The sequence below is a fragment of the Wenyingzhuangia gracilariae genome (genome assembly GCF_056387575.1).
In genome coordinates this window covers 1,457,242-1,480,094 of sequence record NZ_CM150748.1, presented here as the reverse complement: position 1 = coordinate 1,480,094, position 22,853 = coordinate 1,457,242, and the positions used below count along the sequence as shown (strand labels likewise).

21 protein-coding genes are annotated in these 22,853 nt (G+C 33.0%); 13 read left to right on the top strand and 8 right to left on the bottom strand.

The features are described from left to right. Positions 1-12: 12 nt before the first annotated feature. The 3 genes from ACY2IJ_RS06435 to ACY2IJ_RS06425 are packed head-to-tail and all read left to right on the top strand — an operon-like array spanning position 13 to position 4,487. Complete coding sequence (locus ACY2IJ_RS06435) at positions 13-957, top strand: GSCFA domain-containing protein (RefSeq protein ID WP_476726327.1); 945 nt, start codon at positions 13-15, stop codon at positions 955-957. Then, positions 944-2,059 carry an AMP-binding protein gene (locus tag ACY2IJ_RS06430; protein WP_476726326.1) on the top strand — a complete coding sequence of 372 codons (1,116 nt, stop codon included), beginning with the start codon at positions 944-946 and terminating at the stop codon, positions 2,057-2,059. Before ACY2IJ_RS06435 ends, ACY2IJ_RS06430 begins: the two co-directional genes overlap by 14 nt. Positions 2,060-2,075: 16 nt before the next feature. Next, positions 2,076-4,487, top strand: coding sequence for a TonB-dependent receptor domain-containing protein (locus ACY2IJ_RS06425; protein ID WP_476726325.1), 2,412 nt, complete (start codon positions 2,076-2,078; stop codon positions 4,485-4,487). A gap of 59 nt (positions 4,488-4,546) precedes the next feature. On the opposite strand, the gene ACY2IJ_RS06420 is transcribed toward ACY2IJ_RS06425, so the two are convergent. The 7 genes from ACY2IJ_RS06420 to ACY2IJ_RS06390 all read right to left on the bottom strand — a co-directional run bounded on the left by ACY2IJ_RS06420 (position 4,547) and on the right by ACY2IJ_RS06390 (position 10,336). After that, the gene (locus tag ACY2IJ_RS06420) at positions 4,547-5,944 is read right to left on the bottom strand and encodes a sialate O-acetylesterase (protein WP_476726324.1); all 1,398 of its coding nucleotides are present in this window, start codon (positions 5,942-5,944) and stop codon (positions 4,547-4,549) included. A 138-nt stretch (positions 5,945-6,082) separates the two neighbouring features. Then, positions 6,083-6,415, bottom strand: coding sequence for a hypothetical protein (locus ACY2IJ_RS06415; RefSeq protein ID WP_476726323.1), 333 nt, complete (start codon positions 6,413-6,415; stop codon positions 6,083-6,085). A gap of 13 nt (positions 6,416-6,428) precedes the next feature. Next, positions 6,429-6,788 (bottom strand): hypothetical protein, encoded by a 360-nt coding sequence (locus ACY2IJ_RS06410; protein ID WP_476726322.1) that lies wholly within the window; start codon positions 6,786-6,788, stop codon positions 6,429-6,431. A 14-nt stretch (positions 6,789-6,802) separates the two neighbouring features. After that, entirely contained in the window at positions 6,803-7,579 is a 777-nt protein-coding gene (locus tag ACY2IJ_RS06405) for a DNA/RNA non-specific endonuclease (protein WP_476726321.1), read from the bottom strand. 1 nt (position 7,580) lies between these two features. Beyond that, the gene (locus ACY2IJ_RS06400) at positions 7,581-7,868 is read right to left on the bottom strand and encodes a hypothetical protein (protein WP_476726320.1); all 288 of its coding nucleotides are present in this window, start codon (positions 7,866-7,868) and stop codon (positions 7,581-7,583) included. Positions 7,869-7,930: 62 nt separating this feature from the next. Then, a complete protein-coding gene (locus tag ACY2IJ_RS06395; RefSeq protein WP_476726319.1) occupies positions 7,931-8,644 on the bottom strand; it encodes a YebC/PmpR family DNA-binding transcriptional regulator in 714 nt (237 codons plus the stop codon). A 63-nt stretch (positions 8,645-8,707) separates the two neighbouring features. Continuing rightward, positions 8,708-10,336: an acyl-CoA carboxylase subunit beta gene (locus ACY2IJ_RS06390; protein WP_476726318.1), complete on the bottom strand. Its 1,629-nt coding sequence runs from the start codon at positions 10,334-10,336 to the stop codon at positions 8,708-8,710. 163 nt (positions 10,337-10,499) lie between these two features. Here ACY2IJ_RS06390 and ACY2IJ_RS06385 point away from each other — a divergent pair, with 163 nt between their 5' ends. The 8 genes from ACY2IJ_RS06385 (at position 10,500) to ettA (ending at position 17,886) form a co-directional block, all read left to right on the top strand. After that, positions 10,500-11,030, top strand: a complete 531-nt coding sequence (locus ACY2IJ_RS06385; RefSeq protein ID WP_476726317.1) for an NADPH-dependent FMN reductase — start codon at positions 10,500-10,502, stop codon at positions 11,028-11,030. Between the two features lie 9 nt (positions 11,031-11,039). Beyond that, positions 11,040-11,480 carry a MarR family winged helix-turn-helix transcriptional regulator gene (locus ACY2IJ_RS06380; protein WP_476726316.1) on the top strand — a complete coding sequence of 147 codons (441 nt, stop codon included), beginning with the start codon at positions 11,040-11,042 and terminating at the stop codon, positions 11,478-11,480. Next, the gene (locus tag ACY2IJ_RS06375) at positions 11,477-12,337 is read left to right on the top strand and encodes a pirin family protein (protein ID WP_476726315.1); all 861 of its coding nucleotides are present in this window, start codon (positions 11,477-11,479) and stop codon (positions 12,335-12,337) included. The genes ACY2IJ_RS06380 and ACY2IJ_RS06375 overlap by 4 nt, the downstream gene beginning before the upstream one ends. 67 nt (positions 12,338-12,404) lie before the next feature. After that, positions 12,405-14,333 carry a right-handed parallel beta-helix repeat-containing protein gene (locus tag ACY2IJ_RS06370; RefSeq protein WP_476726314.1) on the top strand — a complete coding sequence of 643 codons (1,929 nt, stop codon included), beginning with the start codon at positions 12,405-12,407 and terminating at the stop codon, positions 14,331-14,333. Positions 14,334-14,419: 86 nt separating this feature from the next. Next, entirely contained in the window at positions 14,420-14,959 is a 540-nt protein-coding gene (locus ACY2IJ_RS06365; RefSeq protein WP_476726313.1) for an RNA polymerase sigma factor, read from the top strand. A 4-nt stretch (positions 14,960-14,963) separates the two neighbouring features. Next, positions 14,964-15,131, top strand: a complete 168-nt coding sequence (locus ACY2IJ_RS06360; RefSeq protein WP_476726312.1) for a hypothetical protein — start codon at positions 14,964-14,966, stop codon at positions 15,129-15,131. A gap of 4 nt (positions 15,132-15,135) precedes the next feature. Continuing rightward, complete coding sequence (locus ACY2IJ_RS06355) at positions 15,136-15,924, top strand: mechanosensitive ion channel family protein (RefSeq protein ID WP_476726311.1); 789 nt, start codon at positions 15,136-15,138, stop codon at positions 15,922-15,924. A 270-nt stretch (positions 15,925-16,194) separates the two neighbouring features. After that, a complete protein-coding gene (gene ettA, locus ACY2IJ_RS06350) occupies positions 16,195-17,886 on the top strand; it encodes an energy-dependent translational throttle protein EttA (RefSeq protein WP_476726310.1) in 1,692 nt (563 codons plus the stop codon). A gap of 57 nt (positions 17,887-17,943) precedes the next feature. Here the strand turns inward: ettA and ACY2IJ_RS06345 are convergent, their stop codons facing one another. Then, complete coding sequence (locus ACY2IJ_RS06345; RefSeq protein ID WP_476726309.1) at positions 17,944-18,291, bottom strand: hypothetical protein; 348 nt, start codon at positions 18,289-18,291, stop codon at positions 17,944-17,946. A gap of 214 nt (positions 18,292-18,505) precedes the next feature. Between ACY2IJ_RS06345 and ACY2IJ_RS06340 the strand changes: the two genes are divergently transcribed. Together ACY2IJ_RS06340 and ACY2IJ_RS06335 are read left to right on the top strand one after the other, a co-directional pair. Next, entirely contained in the window at positions 18,506-19,726 is a 1,221-nt protein-coding gene (locus tag ACY2IJ_RS06340) for a c-type cytochrome (RefSeq protein ID WP_476726308.1), read from the top strand. A gap of 59 nt (positions 19,727-19,785) precedes the next feature. Beyond that, on the top strand, positions 19,786-22,836 hold the full coding sequence (locus ACY2IJ_RS06335; RefSeq protein ID WP_476726307.1) for a TAT-variant-translocated molybdopterin oxidoreductase: 3,051 nt from the start codon (positions 19,786-19,788) through the stop codon (positions 22,834-22,836). Positions 22,837-22,853 lie beyond the last annotated feature (17 nt).

The following is a 22,853-nucleotide window of genomic DNA, read 5'->3' as shown; positions in this document are numbered from 1 at the left end:
AACGACTTACTTTTGAAATTTAGAACAGAAATAAAATTAGAATCCCAACAACAAAATCAATTAGATCATACGTCTAAGGTTTTGTTGTTGGGATCTTGTTTTTCTGAAAATATAGGAAATCAATTAGCGTATTATAAGTTTGATACGCTGATAAATCCTTTTGGAGTTTTGTTTAGTCCCACGGCTATTGCCAAAGTTTTAAAAGATACGGTACATCAACAAATATATACTAGTAATGATTTGGTGTCTCAAAATGGCTTATATCATTCTTTACAACATCATTCAGATATTTCTAATATAAACGCTAAACATGTAGTTGATAATATTCACAATGCTCAAAATGAGTGTTTACAGCAGTTACAAAACGCTACACATATTATAATTACATTAGGTACTTCTTGGGTGTACGGACACTTGTTAAGCAATCAATTGGTGGCAAATTGTCATAAAATTCCACAGACGGAGTTTGAGAAACGAATGTTGTCTATTCAGGAAATAGAAACAGCATTGACAGAAATAATTAAAACCATTAGAAACGTAAATGCATCAATCCAAATTATGTTTACAATAAGCCCTGTAAGGCATACCAAAGATGGATTGATTGAAAACTCGTTAAGCAAAGCCCAACTGTTAACCGCTACGCATAAAATTAAAGAAAGCTACGATGTGGCCTATTTTGGGAGTTATGAAATAATGATGGATGATTTACGAGATTATCGCTTTTACGAAGCAGATCTAATTCATCCTAACAGTGTTGCTATAGATTATATTTGGGAAAAATTTACTGAAGTATGGATTTCAGAAAAAGCAAGAGGTTATTTTAAGCGAATAGCATCCATTCAACAAAGTAAATTGCACAAACCTTTTCAGCCAGATTCTTTAGCACATCAAGAGTTTTTAAAAAAGTTAGCCACAAAACAATCACAATTAGAAAAAGAACTGAATGTCAAATTTTAGCATACATCCCTCGTTTTTACTAAACGGAGAAAGTTTTGAAACTCCTTTAGAGTTAATTTCTTTTTCAGAAAGTGTTTCTGATGATTTGTATTGGTTTTTGCAAGAATGGTTTTCAGATTCTGAAACGTTAATAGTTCAAACATCGGGTTCTACAGGAACTCCAAAGTTAGTGGCTATTAAAAAAGAGTTTATGGAAAACTCCTCCAAAGCCACAGGTTCTTTTTTTAATTTACAAGAGGGTACCAAAGCTTTGTGTTGTTTGTCTACAGCCTATATTGCCGGAAAAATGATGGTGATTAGAGCTTTAACTTTGGGGTGGGAGTTAGATTTAGTAGCACCTGTTAGCAATCCGTTAGAAAATGTTTTTGAACCGTACGATTTTTGTGCCATGGTTCCTCTGCAAGCAAAAGCAAGTTTATGGGATTTGCATTTGGTTAAAAAATTATTGATTGGTGGTGGAGTAGTGTCTAATACTTTACAGGATTCTTTACAAAACGTACAAACGTTGTGTTATGCTTCTTATGGAATGACGGAAACGGTTTCTCATATTGCTGTTAAAAGGTTAAATCATTACATCTCGACTCCGCTCGATGACCAAAATCACGAGAATTTTGATTCAAATGATCTTCGAAAGTCTGTGCAGAGCGGAGTCGAAGTAGAGTCGAGAAGCTATTATAAATTATTACCCAACATTACCATTTCTCAAGACGACAGAGGTTGTTTGGTTATAGATGCCCCTTTATTAAGCGATGAAAAAGTAATTACCAATGATATTATAAAACAGCACTCAGCTTCCGAGTTTGAGTGGCTAGGACGTCTTGATAATGTAATCAATTCAGGAGGAGTAAAATTACATCCAGAGCAAATAGAAAAAGAATTGTCTAAACGCATTCATCAACGTTTTTTTGTTGCGGGTGTTTCTGATGAGGTTTTAGGAGAAAAGTTAATTCTTGTTGTAGAAGGAACTTCTTCTGAATTAAACCTTACGGGTTTAAATTTATCTAAATACGAATTGCCTAAAGAAATTTATTTTTTACCCCAATTTATAGAAACTACTACTAATAAAATTCAAAGACAAAAAACACTGTCTTTGCTAAACTAAATTAAACGAAAACTTTATGAAAAATTACATTCAACTATTTTTATTGTTGATGGTAGCTACGGTATTTGGTCAACAAAAAACTGCTATTTCGGGAACTTTAAAAACAGAAGGTAATACTGCAACTCCTTATGTAACGGTTACATTAAAAAATATAGATACAGCCAATTTAAAACAAGGGTTCTCTAACGAAAATGGTTTGTTTGTTTTTGAAAATGTGAATCCTGGAAAGTATGAATTGTTATTCAATGCCATTGGGTTTAAACAAATTACTAAAAATGTTTTTGTAGGTGGAATTAACTCTTATTTAAATATTGGGACTATTGTGTTGGTAGAAGATGCTACGGAGTTGTCAGCCGTAGAAATTAAAACTCAAAAATCAGTCATAAGCCAAGGACTGGAAAAGAAAACGTTTGATTTAGACAATGTAATCTCGCAAACAGGAGGTTCTGTGTTAGATGTTATGAAAGGAATGCCAGGAATATCTGTAGATCAAGAAGGAAAGGTAATGCTAAGAGGAAGTGATAAAGTATTGGTATTGATAGACGGACAACAATCTAGTTTAACAGGGTTTGGAAATCAAAAAGGATTGGATAATATTCCTGCTGCCAATATAGAAAAGATAGAAATCATCAACAACCCTTCTGCTAAATATGATGCTTCTGGAAATGCGGGTGCCATCAATATTATTTATAAAAAAGAAAAGAAAGAAGGTTTAAACGGTTCTGTAGGCTTTACGTATGGATTGGGGGTTTTATCAAAAAAGAAAGAAGATTTGCCTACCCAATTAGGTAGTTACGATTTTACTCCAAAATACATTCCTAGTTTAGATTTAAATTATGTAAAAAAGAAAGTGGCCTTCTTTTTACAGTCCGAAGTAATGAAGCAAGAAAAACTGCCGAATAATGAATTCACTACTCGTAATTATAACGATGGAAGAAACATCATTTCTCAGGTTCCAGAAAACAGAAAACAAATTCATTACATTGTAAAAGGAGGAGTAGATTTTAACATTGATGAACAAAATACATTAAAAATATCATCTATTTACGATTGGGAAAAGCACACAGATACAGCTCAAGTTCCCTACATAAATATAGATACAGGAAACAGATATCGTTATACCAATTGGAGAGAAGAAGAAATTACAGGATATTTTAATGTAGCTGCAGATTATGAACATAAATTTTTAGAGCCAGGTCATCACATTAAAGCAAGAGTACAATACATTAAAGGTTGGGAAGATGAAACCTATTATGTAAACGATAGTTTAAACGCTACACCAAGTAGAGATATTACCAATATTTTAGCAACGGAGCATATTTTTGTAAACAATGTTGATTATACCAAACCTTTTGAAAGCGGTATTTTAGAAACAGGAGTAAAATTACAATACAGAGATTTACCTGTTGAGTATACCGTAACACCTGATGCTAATAATTCTATTGTTTTTGAAGGAATGGGAAACAACTCTAACTGGAAAGAAACTATTTATGCTGCTTATGCAAATTTAATTTATGAAACCCCTACCTATGATATTGAAGGAGGAATTAGAGCGGAGCAAACTTCTGTGGTTTACGATGTAGATCCTGCCAATATTTATTTTGATAAAAAACAAGATGCATACAGTTATTTTGAATTGTTTCCTAACGTAAGGTGGACTTACAAATTAATAGGAAAGCAAAAAGTATCGTTGTTTTATAATAGAAGAGTAGACCGTCCTGGAGAATCAGAATTAAGAATGTTTGCCAAGTCTGATGATCATGAATTGTTAAAAGTTGGAAACCCTTATTTAAGACCTCAGTTTACACAGTCTGGAGAAATTGCATACAAAACCCGATGGAACAAAAGTTCTTTGTTTTTGGCAGCTTATTATAAGTATATAGACAATCCTTATATGAGAGTTTATGGTGCAGCAGAAAATAACGGAGTACCTGTGGTTATTAAAAGTTATGCCAATACAGGAAGTGCGAGCAATGCAGGTTTGGAATTCATTTACGATCAAGAATTGTTTGATTTTTGGAAATTGTCTGGAAATATAAACGCTTATCAAAATCACATTAACAGCCACACAGGAACTATTTTGTTTCCAACAGAACAAACCTTTAATGTAGAAGATAGAAGTGAAATTACATGGGATGCCAAAATAAATTCTACGTGGAATTTAAAGAACGATTTGCAATTGCAGTTAAGTTATTTGTATATGGCTCCTAAAAACATTGCACAAGGTCGTCAGTTGTACAGAAGTTCTTTAGATCTAGGTGCTAAAAAGAAATTTTGGAACGGAAAAGGAGAGTTTTCTTTTGCGTTTAGCGATATCTTAAATCAATACGCATTAAGACAAAATATAAAAGCAACTACTTTTACTGCTTTGTATGAAAATTATTACGAAACACAAGTAATAAGAACGGGAGTAAAATTCTATTTTTAAACTCAAATAAAAAAGGCTTTCTAATTTTAGAAAGCCTTTTTTATTAGTGAAAGTTTGAACTACCAATTGTCTGTTCTAAAAGAAGAGGCAGGTAAACCAGAAGTACTAAACAAACTAGCTTCTGCACAATTTGTAAATCCGTAACGCACTGCTACAGGTTTTTCAACTAGAGGAGAGCTAAGTTGTAATGTGTTTGTTTTTTTGATGATTTTAGCTTTAGCTGGATAAAATTTTTGATCTTCTCCAGCAATTTCAAATCCTGTTAACTCTTTTCCAAAACTACTAATTCCGTATTTAGTTCCAGAAAAAGTAATCTCTAAAATGTTGTCTTTTACTAAGTTTAAACTTTTATAAATAGGTCCAGAATATTCAATTCCTTTTATTTGATAATCTTTATTCAAAGCCCAATAAGCCAATCGTTCTCCAACAATTTTCTTTTCACGAGGATGTATGGCATAACAATCTCCAATATCTAAAGTTACAGCCATACCACTGTTTTTTAGCGTTTGCGAAGTTTTTAATTGTGCTTCTCTTAAATAAGCTGAGTTTGCTTTTTTACCATAATTAAACGGAGCAATTTGAGTGGTGTAAAAAGCGAAATCTCCTTGGTTCCACTGTTGTCTCCAAGAACTTACCATTGCATTGATTAACGCAGTATACTCTGAAGCTTTAGATTTATTAGCCTCACCTTGATACCAAATAGCTCCTTTAATAGTGTAGCCTATAATAGGGTGAATCATTCCGTTGTACAAAACTCTTGGAGTCTGTTGTACCCTTTCTTTTTGAATTTCAGAAGGAATGCTAATAGTTTTAAATTCCTGTAAGGTTTCGGTGTCTGTCCACGCTTCTGCAGATGAACCACCCCAACAAGTTACAATTAAGCCTATGGGAATGTTTAAAATACTTTCAAGCTTTTTTCCAAAAAAATATGCAGCAGCACTAAATTTGGGAGTGTTTGTTGGGTTGGCCATTTTCCAATTTCCAGACAAAGTATCTACAGGAGTTAAACTAGGATTTCTTTGTACCATAAACATTCTAATGTTAGGGTTGTTAGAGTTTAGAATTTCTTCTTGACTTCCGTTTACTGGTTGGTTGTTAAAACCTTGTACAGGCATTTCCATATTAGATTGTCCTGAACATAACCAAACTTCTCCAATCATTACATCCTCTAGCTTTATTTGGTTACTTCCTTTTATGGTTAAAGAATAAGGGCCACCGGCTGTTGGCGTTTTAATTTTTAACTTCCATTTACCGTTTTTATCAGTAGTAGTGGTAGCATTTTCTCCCCAACTAGCATTGATTTTTATGTTGGTTTTGGCATCGTCATTTCCCCAAATAGAAACTTCATCTTGTTGCTGAAGAACCATGTGGTTTTGAAATAGAGAAGCCACTTTTGTTTGAGCATAATTGGTGTAAGGAATCAATAATAGAATTAGATAACTAATTTTTTTTAACATAATATTGAGTTTTTAAGTACTACAAATATAAAAGACCATAAATATTTGTGTATAGGCAAATGTATTCTGGGGTGATATTGTTGTGTTTCTTAATAAAAAAATCCCTTAGTTTATTTTTTTAAACTAAGGGATTAAGGTTTACCTAAACAAAAAGTCAATACTTTCGTTGGTGTTTAAAGGATCAAAACCTTTAATTCTGTTTTTAATTAATAGAGTATTAATCAATTTACGTTTTACATTGTTGTAAAAACTTGTTTGAAATTGCCCTGGGTTTCTACCCGCTAAAATTTCTTCTCCAATTTTATCAGACAACCACTCTACAGGTGTTTCTGATTTTAATTTTTTAAAATCTAAACTTGGTTGTAATGTTTTTCTATCAATAGTTTCTAAAGAAAACTCTATGTTTTCTGGGTGTGTTTCGTTAATTGTATAATTTAAAATATACTTTTTACTAAATTCTTTTATATCCATAATTGTGTGGTGTTTATTCAAATAAAAAATCGATGTTGTTGTTTACATCCAATACATCATATTCTTCAATTTCTATTTTGTCAAAGAAAGCTAAAATTAAATTTCTTTTAACAACTTCTGTAAAATGTTCTGTTAATTCAGAACGTTTGCATTCGTGGTGTTCTATACCATTGGCCAAAAAGCTCATACGGTCTATAGAGGTTAATGTACAAAGAACGGTATCTGTGGTTTTTAAATCTTTAACATTAAACATCATTAAGTTGGCTTTGTGGTATTCTTGAATGGTCATAATTCCATGTTCATCATCATGGTGATGATGTTCGTGCTCATGTTTATGATTGTGTTCGTGGTTGTGGTGTTCGTGATTGCTCAAAATATGTATGTTTGTTACCAATGAATATTGGTTTCTAATTGTTCTTCTAATTCATCTGGCAAGATAGCAAAGAAATCGATACCTGTTTCTTGTTCTACTTTATTTACGGATGTTTGATAATGGCTGTAAGCTTTAATATCTTTTGTGTGTGGCAATATAAAAGCTGTCATTTTTTGAGGTTGGGTTAAATCGTAAAGAACCTTATAATAAGCTCCAGGAACGGTTACTTTGTTGTTGCCAATTTGACCTATATTATTTTTAAATATGGGGCCTGTAACTACCAAAATAGAATCTTCTTCTACAGCCCATTTTCTAACCTGACTTTCTAAACGTTTCCATTCTCCTCTGTTAAAACTAGGGAGCTGAGGTGACATGTTAGACATAAGAAACGTTTCATCCATGGCTTGTTTGTTTAATTTCATGTCTGCAGCAGGGCATAGATGACCTCTATCATAACCACTTTTTTTATAATCGTTTAAACTAGCAGATTCTGTTGGAATACTAGTATCAGATTTAAAATTGTCTTTGCGTTTAGCGGTTCCGTTTACAAACTCAGCAGTTAATAAATAGTATACCCAATTGGCTTGCTCATGGGTTTCGTTATATTCTAAAGAATAATACGTTTTATTGGCTATTGTACTTGTAGCACTAGGTTGATAAGTTTTATAGTTAAAAGACAATTCATCACTCTTAATGGTATCTATGGTACTAGTAGGTTCTCTTTTGATAAAGACACTGCAAGCAATTAAAATAGAAATTAATAAAAGTAGAAAGAAGTGTTGCTTTTTCATATTAATCAAAATATTTGTTGATTTCGTTTTCTGATAAGTTGATGTTTTCTACATTGTGTAGTTGTAAAACTTCTTCTAAAGAATCCATCTTGAATTTTAAAATGGCTTTGTTTATATCTTTACCCGCTAAAAATTGTTTAAAACAAGTGTTGTTTTCGTTTTCTAAGACTTCATTAATTACTTGCATAGTGGTACGATCTAACACCATTAAACGGAACCTTTTGGTTTTAGAGTTTTTTTCGTAACCAAAACCAATAATATATTGTTCTCTAAATTGTTGTACTGTCATTTGTGTAAAGTTAAAACCCTCTACAAAGGTAGAGGGTTTTTTTAAGAGTTGTAAAATAGTGCTTATGCCATGGAATGATATACGTTTTGTACATCATCATCTTCTTCTAATTTTTCTAATAATTTTTCTACATCTGCTTGTTGTTCTTCTGTTAACTCAGTAGTTGTTGTAGGAATTCTTTCAAATCCAGAAGATAAAATTTCCAATTCGTTTTCTTCTAAGTAAGATTGAATGGCTCCAAACTGTGTAAAAGGTCCATAAATTAAGATTCCGTCTTCATCCTGAAACACTTCTTCTACTTCAAAATCCATTAAATCTAATTCTAATTCTTCTAAGTCTATTTCTTTGTTTTCAGAATTAATTCGGAAGTTACACGTATGATCAAACATAAAAACTACAGAACCAGAAGTTCCTAAGTTTCCGTTACATTTGTTAAAAGCAGCACGTACGTTGGCTACAGTTCTGTTGTTGTTGTCTGTTGCAGTTTCTACCACTACAGCAATACCGTGTGGTGCATATCCTTCAAACAAGGTTTCTTTATAGTTGGCAGTATCTTTATCAGTAGCTTTTTTAATGGCTCTTTCAACATTGTCTTTAGGCATGTTTGCAGCCTTTGCATTCTGAATTACGGCACGTAAACGAGAGTTGGTATCTGGATTTGGTCCTCCCTCTTTAACAGCCATTACAATGTCTTTCCCAATTCTAGTAAACGTTTTTGCCATTGCAGACCAACGTTTCATTTTTCTAGCTTTTCTAAATTCAAATGCTCTACCCATTTCTATGTAATATTATATAAGTGTCGTAAAATTATTGTTTTTTCTATTGTGCTACAAGTTTTATCAAACTTGAATAACTCCTAAGTTAAAAGGTTTTTCTATAGGAGCATGATTGGCAGCTTCTATTCCCATACCAATCCAAGTTCTAGTTTCTAAAGGATCTATTACGGCATCGGTCCATAATCTGGCAGCAGCGTAATATGGAGATGTTTGTTTGTCATATCTGTCCTCAATACTTTTCAAAATTTCGGCATGTCTTTCAGGAGTAATTTCTTCTCCTTTACGTTTTAATGTAGCTTCTTCTATTTGAGCCAATACTTTGGCTGCTTGTGCACCTCCCATAACAGCTAATCTTGCCGATGGCCATGCAAATATCAATCTAGGATCAAAAGCTTTACCACACATGGCATAGTTACCAGCCCCGTAAGAGTTTCCTATTACAACGGTAAATTTAGGAACCACAGAGTTAGAGACTGCGTTTACTAATTTGGCACCATCTTTTATAATACCGCCATGTTCACTTTTGCTACCTACCATAAAACCAGTAACATCTTGTAAAAAGACCAATGGAATTTTCTTTTGATTACAATTGGCAATAAAACGAGTGGCTTTGTCGGCAGAATCAGAATAAATAACCCCACCAAATTGCATTTCTCCTTTTTTGTTTTTGATGACTTTACGTTGATTGGCAACAATACCTACAGCCCAACCTTCTATACGAGCATAGCCACAAATAATACTTTCTCCGTAACCATCTTTATAAGCTTCAAAATCAGAATTATCAACCAAACGTTTGATAATCTCATTCATGTCATATTGTTCGGAACGAGATTTAGGTAAAATCCCGTAAATATCTTCAGGATTTTCTTTAGGAGCAATGGCTTCTTTTTTGTTGTAACCTGCCTTGTCGTAATCTCCAATTTTATCTACAATATTTTTAATCGTATCTAAACAATCTTTATCGTCTTTAGATTTGTAATCTGTAACTCCAGATATTTCGCAGTGTGTAGTTGCACCTCCTAAGGTTTCATTGTCAATACTTTCGCCAATGGCTGCTTTTACCAAATAGCTACCTGCTAAAAAAATACTTCCTGTTTTGTCTACAATTAAAGCTTCATCGCTCATAATTGGCAAGTAGGCACCACCAGCTACACAACTCCCCATAACCGCAGAAATTTGAGTAATTCCCATACTACTCATTTTGGCATTGTTTCTAAAAATTTTACCAAAATGTTCTTTGTCCGGAAAAACTTCATCTTGCAAAGGCAAATAAACTCCAGCACTATCTACTAGGTAAATAATTGGAATTCTGTTTTCCATGGCAATTTCCTGAGCTCTCAGGTTTTTTTTGCTGGTAATAGGGAACCAGGCACCTGCTTTTACCGTAGCATCATTTGCAACAACAATACATTGTTTACCACTAACGTACCCCATTTTAACAATTACACCACCAGAAGGACATCCACCGTGTTCTTGGTACATTTCATCTCCTACAAAAGCACCAATTTCTATTGATTTTTTGTGGGTATCAAATAAATAATCAATTCTTTCTCTAGCAGTTAGTTTTCCTTTTAAGTGTAGTTTTTCTATCCTTTTTAAACCGCCTCCTAGTTCTACTTTAGCAAATCGGGTTTTTAAATCTGATACTGCTAATTTGTTATGGTCTTCGTTTTTATTGAATTTGATGTCCATCGTATGTTTTTTGCAGTGCCAAATGTACAAAAACCTATAGATTTTTGATACTTAACAATTCATTAATGTTATGATTGAAAAATGATTGACCCTGTTTTTATTTACCATGGTAAATAATTAAAAATAATTGATATCTTTACCTGTAAAATTTAAATAGATAACAATGAAAACAATAGTAGTATTTGGGGCAAGCAACAGTAAAGCTTCTATAAACAAACAATTGGCAAATTACGCAGCAACAAAAGTAAACAACGTGTTGTTAGAGTATTTAGATTTGAATGATTTTGAAATGCCTATTTATAGTGTAGATAAAGAAGCTGAAAATGGAATTCCAGAACAGGCAACAGCTTTTAACAATGCATTGAGCATTGCAGATGGGTTTATAATTTCTTTTGCAGAACACAACGGTGCATATTCTACTGCTTTTAAAAATATTTTTGATTGGGTTTCTAGAGTAAATTCTAAAATGTGGAATGATAAACCAATGCTTTTGTTAGCTACATCACCTGGTGCAAGAGGAGGACAATCGGTTTTAGAAATAGCAACAGCAAGAATGCCGTACCATGGTGCTGTGGTTACCGGAATATTTTCTTTGCCTTCTTTTGATGAAAACTTTAAAGAAGGAAAAATTAGCAATCAAGAATTAGATACAGAGTTAGATGCTGTTGTGCAACAGTTTCAGGATAAGTTATAAAATAAAGAGATGGGGGAGTTTTCTAAAGAGGTAAATGCTACGTTCGATTCGGATTATATAAAAGCAATGTTGAATTTAAAGTACACAGCAAATTTTATCAATACAATAACAAATAAAGAGTTAGAACCTTATCAAATATCATCGGCACAATACAATATATTAAGAATATTAAGAGGGGCTAAACAACCCATTACCATGAAATTGGTTAAAGAGCGTATGATAGAAAAATCTCCCAATACCACCCGGTTGACAGACAAACTTTGTGACAAAGGGTTGATAGAAAGAGTAAGGTGTGAGGAAGATAGAAGAGCTGTATACGTATCAATAACATCAAAAGGATTAGAGTTGCTGTCTAAAATTGTGTTCCAAAATGTAGCCAAACACATGCATCTTTTAACCAATAAAGAAGTTGTTGTTTTAAGTAATTTATTAGATAAGTTAAGAGGATGAAAAACAATACAATTAAAACCACAAGCAATTCTCCGTTTACAATGATGGGACCTATTGAGTTAAGGCAGCCTATTCCGTCTGAGCAATTACCAAGAGTAGATCCTTTTTTGTTGTTACACCACTATGGGCCATATTTAATTAATAAAGAAAACAATCCATTTGATTTAGGTGCTCATCCGCATAGAGGTTTTGAGCCGATTACATTTTTAATTCAAGGAGAACAAAAACATAGAGATTCTTTAGGAAATATACAGACCATAAAAAGTGGTGGAGTACAATGGATAACTTCAGGAAAAGGAATTTTACATGCAGAAGGACCTACACCAGAATTTGTAGCAAAAGGAGGAGAGTTAGAAGGGATACAACTATGGTTAAATTTACCTAGAAATAAAAAAATGATGGAACCCAATTACCAGCAAGCAGATGTTGAGCAAATGGAAACCATTGTTTTTGAAAAGGGAGTTGTTACAATAATTGCAGGAACGCAAAGAGGAAAACAAGGAGTTATAAATACGCAAACAGCTGTAAATGCCTTTTGGGTAGATGTAGAAAAAGAAGGAGAGGTTGAAATAGAAATTCCTAAAAATCAACAAGCTTTAGTTTATTTAATTAAAGGAAGTGTAGTTCTAAATGCTAAGGAAACATTAACCTATGGAAAAATAGTAATGGCTACTTTTAACAATGATGGAGGTGGGGTAACATTAAAAGGACTTGAAAAATCAAAATTGTTAGTCCTTTCCGGAGAGCCTATAGAAGAACCTGTAGTAATGGAAGGTCCTTTTGTAATGAATAGCAGAAGAGAAACTTATCAGGCTTTTGTAGATTATCAAAATGGATTGATGGGGGAATTAAAATAATTACAAATAGGTTTTAATATTAAAAGCAAATAGTTTTTTACGTAACTTTAAGATGAAACTATTTGCTATGAAAAAAATTACACTATTATTTATGGTTTGTGTTTGCTATGCACATGCCCAAACATTTTATGTAGACACGAATGGAACAAATACAGTGTCTGATGGAACTTATGTAAATCCTTACACCTCTTTTAGTGAAGTAATGGACAATGTATGGAGTGATGCCACAATTGTTGTAAAAAGCGGAACTCATTATTTGTCTGAAGGAATAGTGTTGTGGGGAAAAGAAAACGTGATATTTACTGCAGAAGATGAGAATACTGTGATTGATGGAAGTTTAATAGCAGCCAATTATATTTACAACATCAATAGTGCTTTGGTTAGAGTTGTAAATTCGGATCACGTTACTATTTCCAATTTAAAACTTCAAAACATTCAAGCCAATCACGCATTAGGATTAATGGTTGAGAATAGTGATTATGTACTTATTGACGAGAATGAAATTTCAGAAATAAAATATGCGGTAGCTACTAAAGCTATAGATGAATTGGGTTCTGGAGTTCCTCCACATGAATACGATCAGTACAATAACTTGTTTGTAAGAACAGCTACACCACTACAAATTTTAGGTTCTGATTATACCAATAGCACCCATAACATTCAGATAAAAAACAATAAAATTTACAATAACAAAACAGGGTGGAGTGAAACCTTGGTGGTAAAAGGAAATGTAACCGATTTTTTAATAGAGAACAACCAGGTGTACAACAACTCTAATATAGGAATTGACATTGCCGGTCATTACAATGCTTGTGAGCAAGGTTGGCAAAACAATTGCGGTTCTCCTGTAGCAGATTATGAAAATAAAAGCCAAGCCCAAAATGGAGTTGTAAAAAAGAATTTGGTTTATAATAATGTTACAGAGAACAGAATTCACGGAGCCGGAATTTATGTAGATGGTGCCAAAAACGTGGTGGTAGAAAATAATATTGTTTATAACAACGATTTTGGTATTTCAGTAGGTTGTGAAAAAATAGGGAAATCTGCTTCTGAAATTATAGTAAGAAATAATTTGGTCTATCAAAACAGAAATGCGGGTATTGATGTTGGCGGTTTTAATTATTACGATGCCAGTAGCGGGATTCCTTCAGATTTAGATCAGGAAGCTTATTCTGGTAAAGTTACAAACGTACATATTGTAAATAATACCATTGCGAATAATAGCAATGATGTTCAGGATTTTTACAACGGACAAATGTTGGTTACTTATGTTAGAAATTCAATCATTAAGAACAATATATTTTATGCAGGAACCCATCATAAACGCTTGTTTTCTATGACTTATAAACTAACAAATTCGCATATAAGTTTTGATAATAATCTGTTTTATGCAACAGAATTGTATAAAGATACTATAGCACTAATTACCATGAATTCTAAAACTAATGGGCAAGGAGATTTTGTAGATTATTATAGCTTGTCAAGCTTTGTAACAACAACAGGGCACAATCAAAACTCAATATATGCCAATCCAGATTTTATAAATGCTGATGTAGGGAGTAGTCATACCGATTTTCATATTACTTCAATTTCACCTGCTGTGGGGTTGGGAGATAGAATTCAACAAGCCGATAACAATCCCTATTATGGTAGTTATACTACGGTTGGTTTAGATTTAGATGGCTTAGATAGAGTTGTAAGTAATAATATTGATTCGGGAGCATATCAAACCCAAGAAAACGAGTTGGTAAATTCTAATATACAACCATCACAAAATATTAAAGTGTTTCCTAACCCTACGGATGGACTTGTAAACGTGCCAGAAAGTTATAACAATACTACTTGTATTATAACAAGTTTTTTAACAGGTTTTGTTTCAAATAGTACGATTCAAAACAATTCTTTTTCTATGGCAAATTTGCAAAACGGAATGTATAGTGTGTTATTAACTACTGTTTTGGGGGAGAAAACCTCTGTTAGCGTGTATAAAGAATAGCTTTCACGGTCTTAATAACTCAATTAAAATAAAAAAGGGTTAAAGTTTATTCTAAAGTCTACATTTGCAAACTAAAAAATATTTGGTTGACAGATAAAGAGTTAATAGAAGAACTGGTTAAAAACAATAACACACAATTGTTTGCTGTTTTGTATGATAGATATAGTTCTATTGTTTACAATAAATGCCTATCTTTTGTAAAATCTAAAGAATTAGCCGAAGATCTAACACATGATTTATTTGTACAGTTATTTGTAAAAATAAAAACATTTAAAGGGGAGTCTAAGTTTTCTACGTGGTTGTATTCATTTACCTATAATTTTTGCGTAAATTATGTTCAAAGAGATAAATACAAGCAAAATGAAAAAGTTTGTGATCAGTTAGAAATGTCTTATAGCAATATTGAAGAGATTGATGATGCGTTAATTTTTGAAATTAAAGCCGAAAAATTAGTTCTTATTCTTGATAAAATTGATCCAGAAGATAAAATGATATTGTTAATGAAATATCAGGATGACATGTCTATTAAAGAATTGTCTACTCTTCTAAAAATAGGGGAAAGTGCCATAAAAATGCGCTTAAATAGAGCTAAGAAAAAAGCTTTAGAAATCTATAAAATCTTGTAATGTTATGAGCAATCCTTTTAAAGAAATACAAGAAAACCAACAGCCTTCACCTGAACTTAGGAAAAAGGTATTGGGGAATATAGATGTGTTAAAACTATCTCTAGATTTGGCAGATCTTTTTTTAGTAAAACAACCACAAATACTAACAACTATATTTAAAAAGAAAAAATAATAAGATGAATTTTGAGTCAGAAAAAATGGGAGAATTTTATAGCATAATGCTTAATTTCTTAATAGGTACAGGTAAAATAATAGGGTTTTTAATTATAGCTTTTATTGTTTTAAAACTAACATTGTATGTTGTTGAAAAAATATTAAGAAAAATCAACCCAGATAAAGTGATTGAAAAACTAAATGAATCAGAAGCATTTGGGAAGAAAAAAATACAAGTTGATCTTGTTAAATTTTGTATTCCTATTGTTAAATGGTTTGTAATTTTAATATTTATCATTATTGGAGCGGAGTTGCTACAGTTAAAAGTAGTATCTAACGGAATTTCTAATGTAATTAGTGTGTTGCCTAAGGTCTTTGGAGCCGTGGTTATCTTTATTATAGGGGGTTATTTAGCTAGTTTAGTAAGAACAACTATAAGAACCGTTATGAAATCTATAGGAGAAGGGGTTGCTAATATTGTAGCGACTATTGTTTTTTATGTAGTTGTAATTTTTGTTTCGGTTACGTCTTTAGAGCAATTAGGAGTGAATACAGCAATTATTACAAGTAATATTACTTTAATTTTTGGTTCTGTGTTGGTAACGTTTACTTTGTCGTTTGGATTAGGTTCTAAAGATGTTGTGACTAGGTTGCTGTTGGGTTTTTACACAAAAAAATCTTTATCTGTAGGAGACAAAGTAGATGTTAATGGTTTTGTTGGAATTGTAGAATCTATAGATAATATTTATGTGCTTGTAAAATCTGATACTGAGACAGTTGTATACCCCCATCAAATTTATTTCAGAAAATAACATAAAAATTTTAAAATAGAATGTGACCTATTTAATCTTTCTGTGTCATAATAGTAATGAATATAATTATTAATTAGGGTATTTTTAATCATACGTTTATTCATTGTATAGTAATATAAAATAAGCTATGGGGGTAATCTTTTTTAATAAAGCCTTCTTTTTTAAGAAGGCTTTTCTTTATTTTAAGGAATAACTGTTAGTGCTTTTTAATATGATTGTTTGCTCTGTAAAAAAGAACTATTTTTGATTTTTATAAATAAATATAATAATATGTCAGACGATAAGAAAGTGATTTTTTCCATGTCTGGATTGAGTAAAACCTACCAATCTACAGGAAAACAAGTATTAAAAAATATTCATTTAAGTTTTTTTTACGGAGCTAAAATTGGAATCTTAGGATTGAATGGTTCTGGTAAATCTACTTTGATGAAAATTATTGCAGGAGTAGAAAAAAACTATCAAGGAGATATTACTTTTTTAGATGGTTATTCTGTAGGGTATTTAGAACAAGAACCTCAGTTAGATGATGACAAAACCGTTATGGATATTGTGAAAGAAGGTGCTGCCGAAACTGTTGCTATATTAGAGGAGTACAATCAAATTAACGATATGTTTGGTTTGGAAGAGGTATATTCTGACCCTGATAAAATGGACAAGCTAATGGCTCGTCAGGCAGAATTGCAAGATCAAATAGATGCTTCTAACGCTTGGGAATTAGATACCAAATTAGAAATAGCCATGGATGCTCTGCGTACTCCAGAAGGAGATACTCCTATTAAAAACCTATCAGGAGGAGAAAGAAGACGTGTGGCTTTGTGTAGATTGCTGTTGCAAGAACCAGATGTGTTGTTGTTAGATGAACCTACCAACCATTTAGATGCAGAATCTGTACATTGGTTAGAGCATCATTTGGCTCAATACAAAGGAACCGTAATTGCCATTACACACGATAGGTATTTCTTAGACAATGTTGCAGGTTGGATTTTAGAATTAGATAGAGGAGAGGGAATTCCGTGGAAAGGAAATTACTCATCTTGGTTAGAGCAAAAAGGAAAACGCTTAGCTCAAGAAGAAAAAACAGCTTCAAAACGTCAAAAAACATTAGAACGAGAGTTAGATTGGGTACGTCAAGGAGCTAAAGGACGTCAAGCCAAATCAAAAGCTCGTTTAAAGAATTACGATAAGTTAATGAACCAAGACCAAAAGCAGGTTGAGGAAAAATTAGAAATTTACATACCAAACGGACCTCGTTTGGGAACCAATGTAATTGAAGCTAAAAATGTAGCCAAGGCATTTGGAGATAAATTATTGTACGACAATTTAGAGTTCAACTTACCACAAAACGGAATTGTTGGAATTATAGGGCCAAACGGAGCAGGTAAGTCTACTATTTTTAGAATGATTATGGGAGAACAAACTCCAGATAATGGTGAATTTATTGTGGGTGAAACAGCAAAAATAGCTTATGTAGATCAAAATCATTCAGACATAGATCCAGAAAAATCTATATGGGAAAACTTTTCTGATGGTCAAGAATTGGTAATGATGGGAGGTAAAATGGTGAATTCAAGAGCTTATTTGTCTCGTTTTAACTTTAGCGGATCAGAACAAAATAAAAAAGTAGCAACCTTGTCTGGAGGAGAACGTAACCGATTGCATTTGGCAATGACTTTAAAAGAAGAAGGAAACGTATTGTTGTTAGATGAGCCTACAAACGATTTGGATGTAAATACTTTACGAGCTTTAGAAGAAGGGTTAGACAATTTTGCTGGTTGTGCAGTGGTAATTTCACACGACCGTTGGTTTTTAGATAGAATTTGTACCCATATTTTAGCTTTTGAAGGAGATTCTCAAGTGTATTTCTTTGAAGGATCTTTTTCAGAGTATGAAGAAAATAAAATCAAACGTTTAGGAGGTGATGGAATTCCAAAACGAATTAAGTACAAAAAATTGATAAGATAAAATCAATTAATAAACTAAAAAAAGGCTTTATCAAACAAATGATAAAGCCTTTTTCTTTTATAAAATTTTTGCGTTCGGATATTTTTCTCTTATAATTAAAGCAATACGTTCTGCCTCTAATGTAGAGCTATATGCGTTGGTTACAACTTTCCAGTCAGGGCTAACATAGGTAAGCTTTATGTCAATATCCTTAAATTCTTCTTTAAATTCCTCGTACAAAGCTCTAGCGCTTTCCTCATTTCCATTATATAATAATACACTTACTCCGCTTTTACTGTTCTTGTTGTAGTTTTTTTTCTTTTCAATAAAATGCTGCAATTCTAGTTTGTTTTCTTGAGCTAAAATAGTAGAAGAATAACCAAATAAAATAGTGAATATTGTGATTAATAATGTTTTAGATGCCATAATGTTTTTTTGTTTTTAAGTTTTACAAAAGTACGAAAAGAAAACGATATTTAATTCTTATTTAGAATACGTATAAATTAACTTTTCCTACGTATATCTGTTCTCCAATTGAATGCATAATATTACTTTTGTGGCAACCTTTAAAAATGACTTTTAATCAAATTAAGGTCTTTTTGAAGTGTTAGAACAATATAAAAACCTATTATACAACTGTATGAAAATTGTGAAATTACACAGAAAACTGTCTAGTGTTTTAAAGTTAAGTCTGGTGCTTTTCTTTTCTTTTTCTTTGAGTTTATCGGCACAAGATACTCCATCGGATGAGCAAGTAAAAGCGGGTAAAGCATTGTTTAATATGCATTGTGCATCATGTCACAAGTTAGACAAAAAGGCAACAGGGCCTGCACTTGGAAAAGTAGCAGAACGTCGTGAAATGGATTGGTTAAAAGCTTGGATTAAGAACAACAACAAGTTAAGAGCGTCTGGAGATGCAGATGCAAAAGCAATTTACGAAGAGTTTGGAGGAGTGGCAATGAGTACTTTTGAGTTTTTGTCAGACAAACAAATAGAAGATATTATTGCTTATACCACTGTAGGAGATGTTAAAAAAGGAGGAGCTGTAGCAGCAGTAGCTAGTACAGTTGAAGTGGAATCTACAGCTAGTGAAGCTTTACCAGTAATAGCAACAGTAGTTGTGGTGTTAGTTTTATTGTCTTTAATCGGTTGGGTTTTCTTAAAGAGCGATAACGGATTTTTAAAGATAGTTTCAGTAATTGTTTTGGTGTTTGTTGGTGTTTATTTTGGATTTACAGCATTAATGTCTGTAGGTGTAGATGAAGGATATCAACCGGTACAACCAATTGCATTCTCTCACAAAATTCACGCAGGTGATAATAAAATAGATTGTCAGTACTGTCACTCATCAGCTAAACACTCTAAAACTTCGGGGATTCCATCTGTAAATGTATGTATGAACTGTCACAAAAACATTTCAGAAGTAGCAGATGAAACTGTAGTTACAATAGAAGATAGAGTTTTGACAAAAGCAGATTTAGATAAAGAGATTCAGAAAGTATACGATGCTGCTGGATGGGATGCAGACAATTTAGAGTACACAGGAGAAACAAAACCTGTAAAATGGATTCGTATTCATAACTTACCTGATTTTGCTTATTTCAATCACTCTCAACACGTAACTGTTGCAGGAGTAAAATGTCAAAAATGTCACGGTCCTGTAGAGGAAATGGATGAAATGTATCAGTATTCTCCATTAACAATGGGATGGTGTATAGATTGTCACAAAGAGACAGAAGTAAACATAGAAGGTAACGGATACTACAAGAAAATACACGAACAATTATCTCAAAAATACGGAGTAGAAAAGGTAACGATCGCTCAGTTAGGAGGTAAAGAATGTGGTAAGTGTCATTACTAAGATATTAAGAATTTAAGCTAAGTTTTTAGTTAGCATCAACTATAGAAAAACAAATAAACATGGCATCAAACAAAAAATACTGGAAAAGTGTTGAAGAACTAAATGAAAATAGTTCTATTGTTGCTTCGCTTGAACAAAACGAATTTAACGAAGGACAAGCTCCTGAGTCGTTTTTAGGTGATAAAGAGACTTTAGAAACGTCTAACACAACAAGACGTGATTTCTTAAAATACGTTGGATTTACAACAGCAGCAGCTTCTTTAGTTGCTTGTGAAGGACCGGTAGTAAAATCGATTCCTTATGTAGTAAAGCCCGAGGAAGTAACTCCAGGAATTGCAAATTATTACGCATCTACAATTGCAGATGGATTTGATTTTGCAAACGTATTGGTAAAAACAAAAGAGGGACGTCCTATTTTTATCTTACCAAATAAAGAAGCTAAAGGAACTACAAATGCACGTGTAAATGCTTCAGTATTATCACTGTATGATAGCTTAAGATTGCAAGGTCCTAAGGTAAAAGGGAACACGGCATCTTGGTCGGATATAAACGGTAAAATTACAGCTCAATTAGAGAAAATTTCTAACGATGGAGAGAAAATAGTATTCTTAACAGGTACATTGGCAAGTCCATCTACAGAAGCTTTAATTGCTGATTTTTCTAAAAAATACAATAATGTTTCTCACGTAGTATATGATGCTATTTCTGAATCAGCTGCTTTAGATGCTTTTCAAGAAGTATACGGAGAAAGAGCTTTGCCTAATTATAAGTTAGAAGATGCTAAAACAATTGTTTCCATAGGTGCTGACTTTTTAGGAGACTGGCAAGGTGGAGGATTTGAAGCAGGGTATGCTGCAGGTAGAGATGTAAAAGCTGGAAAGTTTTCTCGTCATATTCAATTCGAAGCAAACTACTCTTTAACAGGAGCCAACGCAGATAAAAGAGTTGTATTAAAGCCATCTGAGCAATCATATGCTTTGATCAACTTATACAACGCTATTACAGGACAAAACTTGCCATCTAAAAAGACTCCAGGTGATGCTGCAATTAAGCAAGCTGCTGCTCAATTAAAAAAAGCAGGAAACAAAGCAGTAGTTGTGACTGGAATTCAAGATAAAAATGCTCAATTAATTGCTTTGGCAATTAACCAAGCATTACAATCTGAAATTTTAGATACTACAAATGTTAAGTATGTAAGAGGAGGTAATGATGCCGAGGTAGCGAACTTAGTTTCAGAATTAAAAGCAGGGAAAGTAGGAGCTTTAATTACCTACAATACAAACCCAGTATATACATTACCAAATGCTGCAGATTTTAAAGCAGGATTGGCAAAAACTAAATTAACAGTTGGTTTTTCTTCTAAAGAAGACGAAACGTTAAGTGAAATGCAATTTGCTTTACCAACACCAAGTTATTTAGAAGCTTGGGGAGATGTGAAAATTACAGCAAATCAATATAGCTTAACACAACCAACCATCAAACCATTATTTGATACAAAACAATTTCAAGATTGTTTGTTAGCTTGGTCAGGGCAAACAGTATCTTATTACGATTACTTATCTGCCTTTGCAAAATCAGAGGTTTTAGGAAGTACATCTTGGAATCATACATTACACGATGGTTTTGCTCCTATAGCTGCATCTACTTTAAGTGCGCAGTCTATAGATGTTGCTAGTGCGGCTAAAGCTTTAAAAGCAAACACCAAAACAGGAGAGTTTGAATTAACGTTATATTCTTCTGTTGCTTTAGGAGATGGTCAACAAGCAAACAACCCATGGTTACAAGAGTTGCCAGATCCTTTAACAAGGGCTTCTTGGGATAACTACTTGTTAATTTCTCAAGCAGATGCTGATAAATTAGGATTCACAAATCCAGTTCAAGATAATGGTGCTATCAATGGTCAATATGCTACAATTACAGTTAAAGGAGTAGCTATTGAAAAAGTACCTGTTTTAATTCAACCAGGACAAGCTCAAGGAACTTTAGCTTTATCATACGGATATGGTAAAACAAAAGCGTTAAAAGATGAGATGAAAGTTGGAGTTAATGCTTATGCAGTTGCTTTTGGTGGTAGCCAAATAGCTTCAGTTGTTAATACTGGAGAAGAGCACTTGTTTGCATGTGAGCAATTACAACACACTATTGCAGGTCGTCATGATATTTTAAGAGAAACAAGTTTAGAAGAGTACATTCACGGTGATGCTAAAGAATGGAACCCTAGACCAGAAGTATCTTTAAAACACGAATCTGTAGATGTAACATCTGTAGATTTATGGGAAGATCATGATAGATCTATAGGACATCACTTTAATTTAAATATAGATTTAACTTCATGTACAGGTTGTGGTTCTTGTGTAATTGCATGTCATGCAGAAAACAACGTTCCTGTTGTTGGAAAACATGAAGTACGTGTAGGTAGAGATATGCACTGGTTGCGTATTGATAGATATTACACTTCTGAAGGAGATGCAGGTTCTGCTAACAAAAAAATAAACCAAGCATCTTCAATAGATGATGCAGATGTTTATGTAGCATTAGAAACACCAGAAACAGTAAATCCTCAGGTAGCTTTTCAACCAGTTATGTGTCAACACTGTAACCATGCACCATGTGAAACTGTATGTCCAGTAGCGGCAACATCACACGGTCGTCAAGGTCAAAACCAAATGGCCTACAACAGATGTGTAGGTACTCGTTACTGTGCTAACAACTGTCCTTATAGAGTTCGTCGTTTCAACTGGTTTAAATACAATAACAATGATGAGTTTGATTTCAACATGAATGATGACTTTGGAAAAATGGTATTAAACCCAGACGTAACAGTACGTTCTCGTGGAGTTATGGAAAAATGTTCTATGTGTATTCAAATGACACAAGCAACTATCTTACAGGCTAAGAATGAAGGTAGAGCTATAGACGTTAATGAATTCTCTACAGCTTGTTCTAGTGCTTGTGCTACAGGTTCTATCAAGTTTGGAGATATTAATAACCCAGAAGATGAAGTAACTGAATTACGTAATGATAAACGAGCATATAGATTGTTAGAGTTCATTGGAACTGATAACAATGTTGTTTATCAAACTAAAATCAGAAACACAAACGAAGCTTAAAAAGGAATAACTAAAAT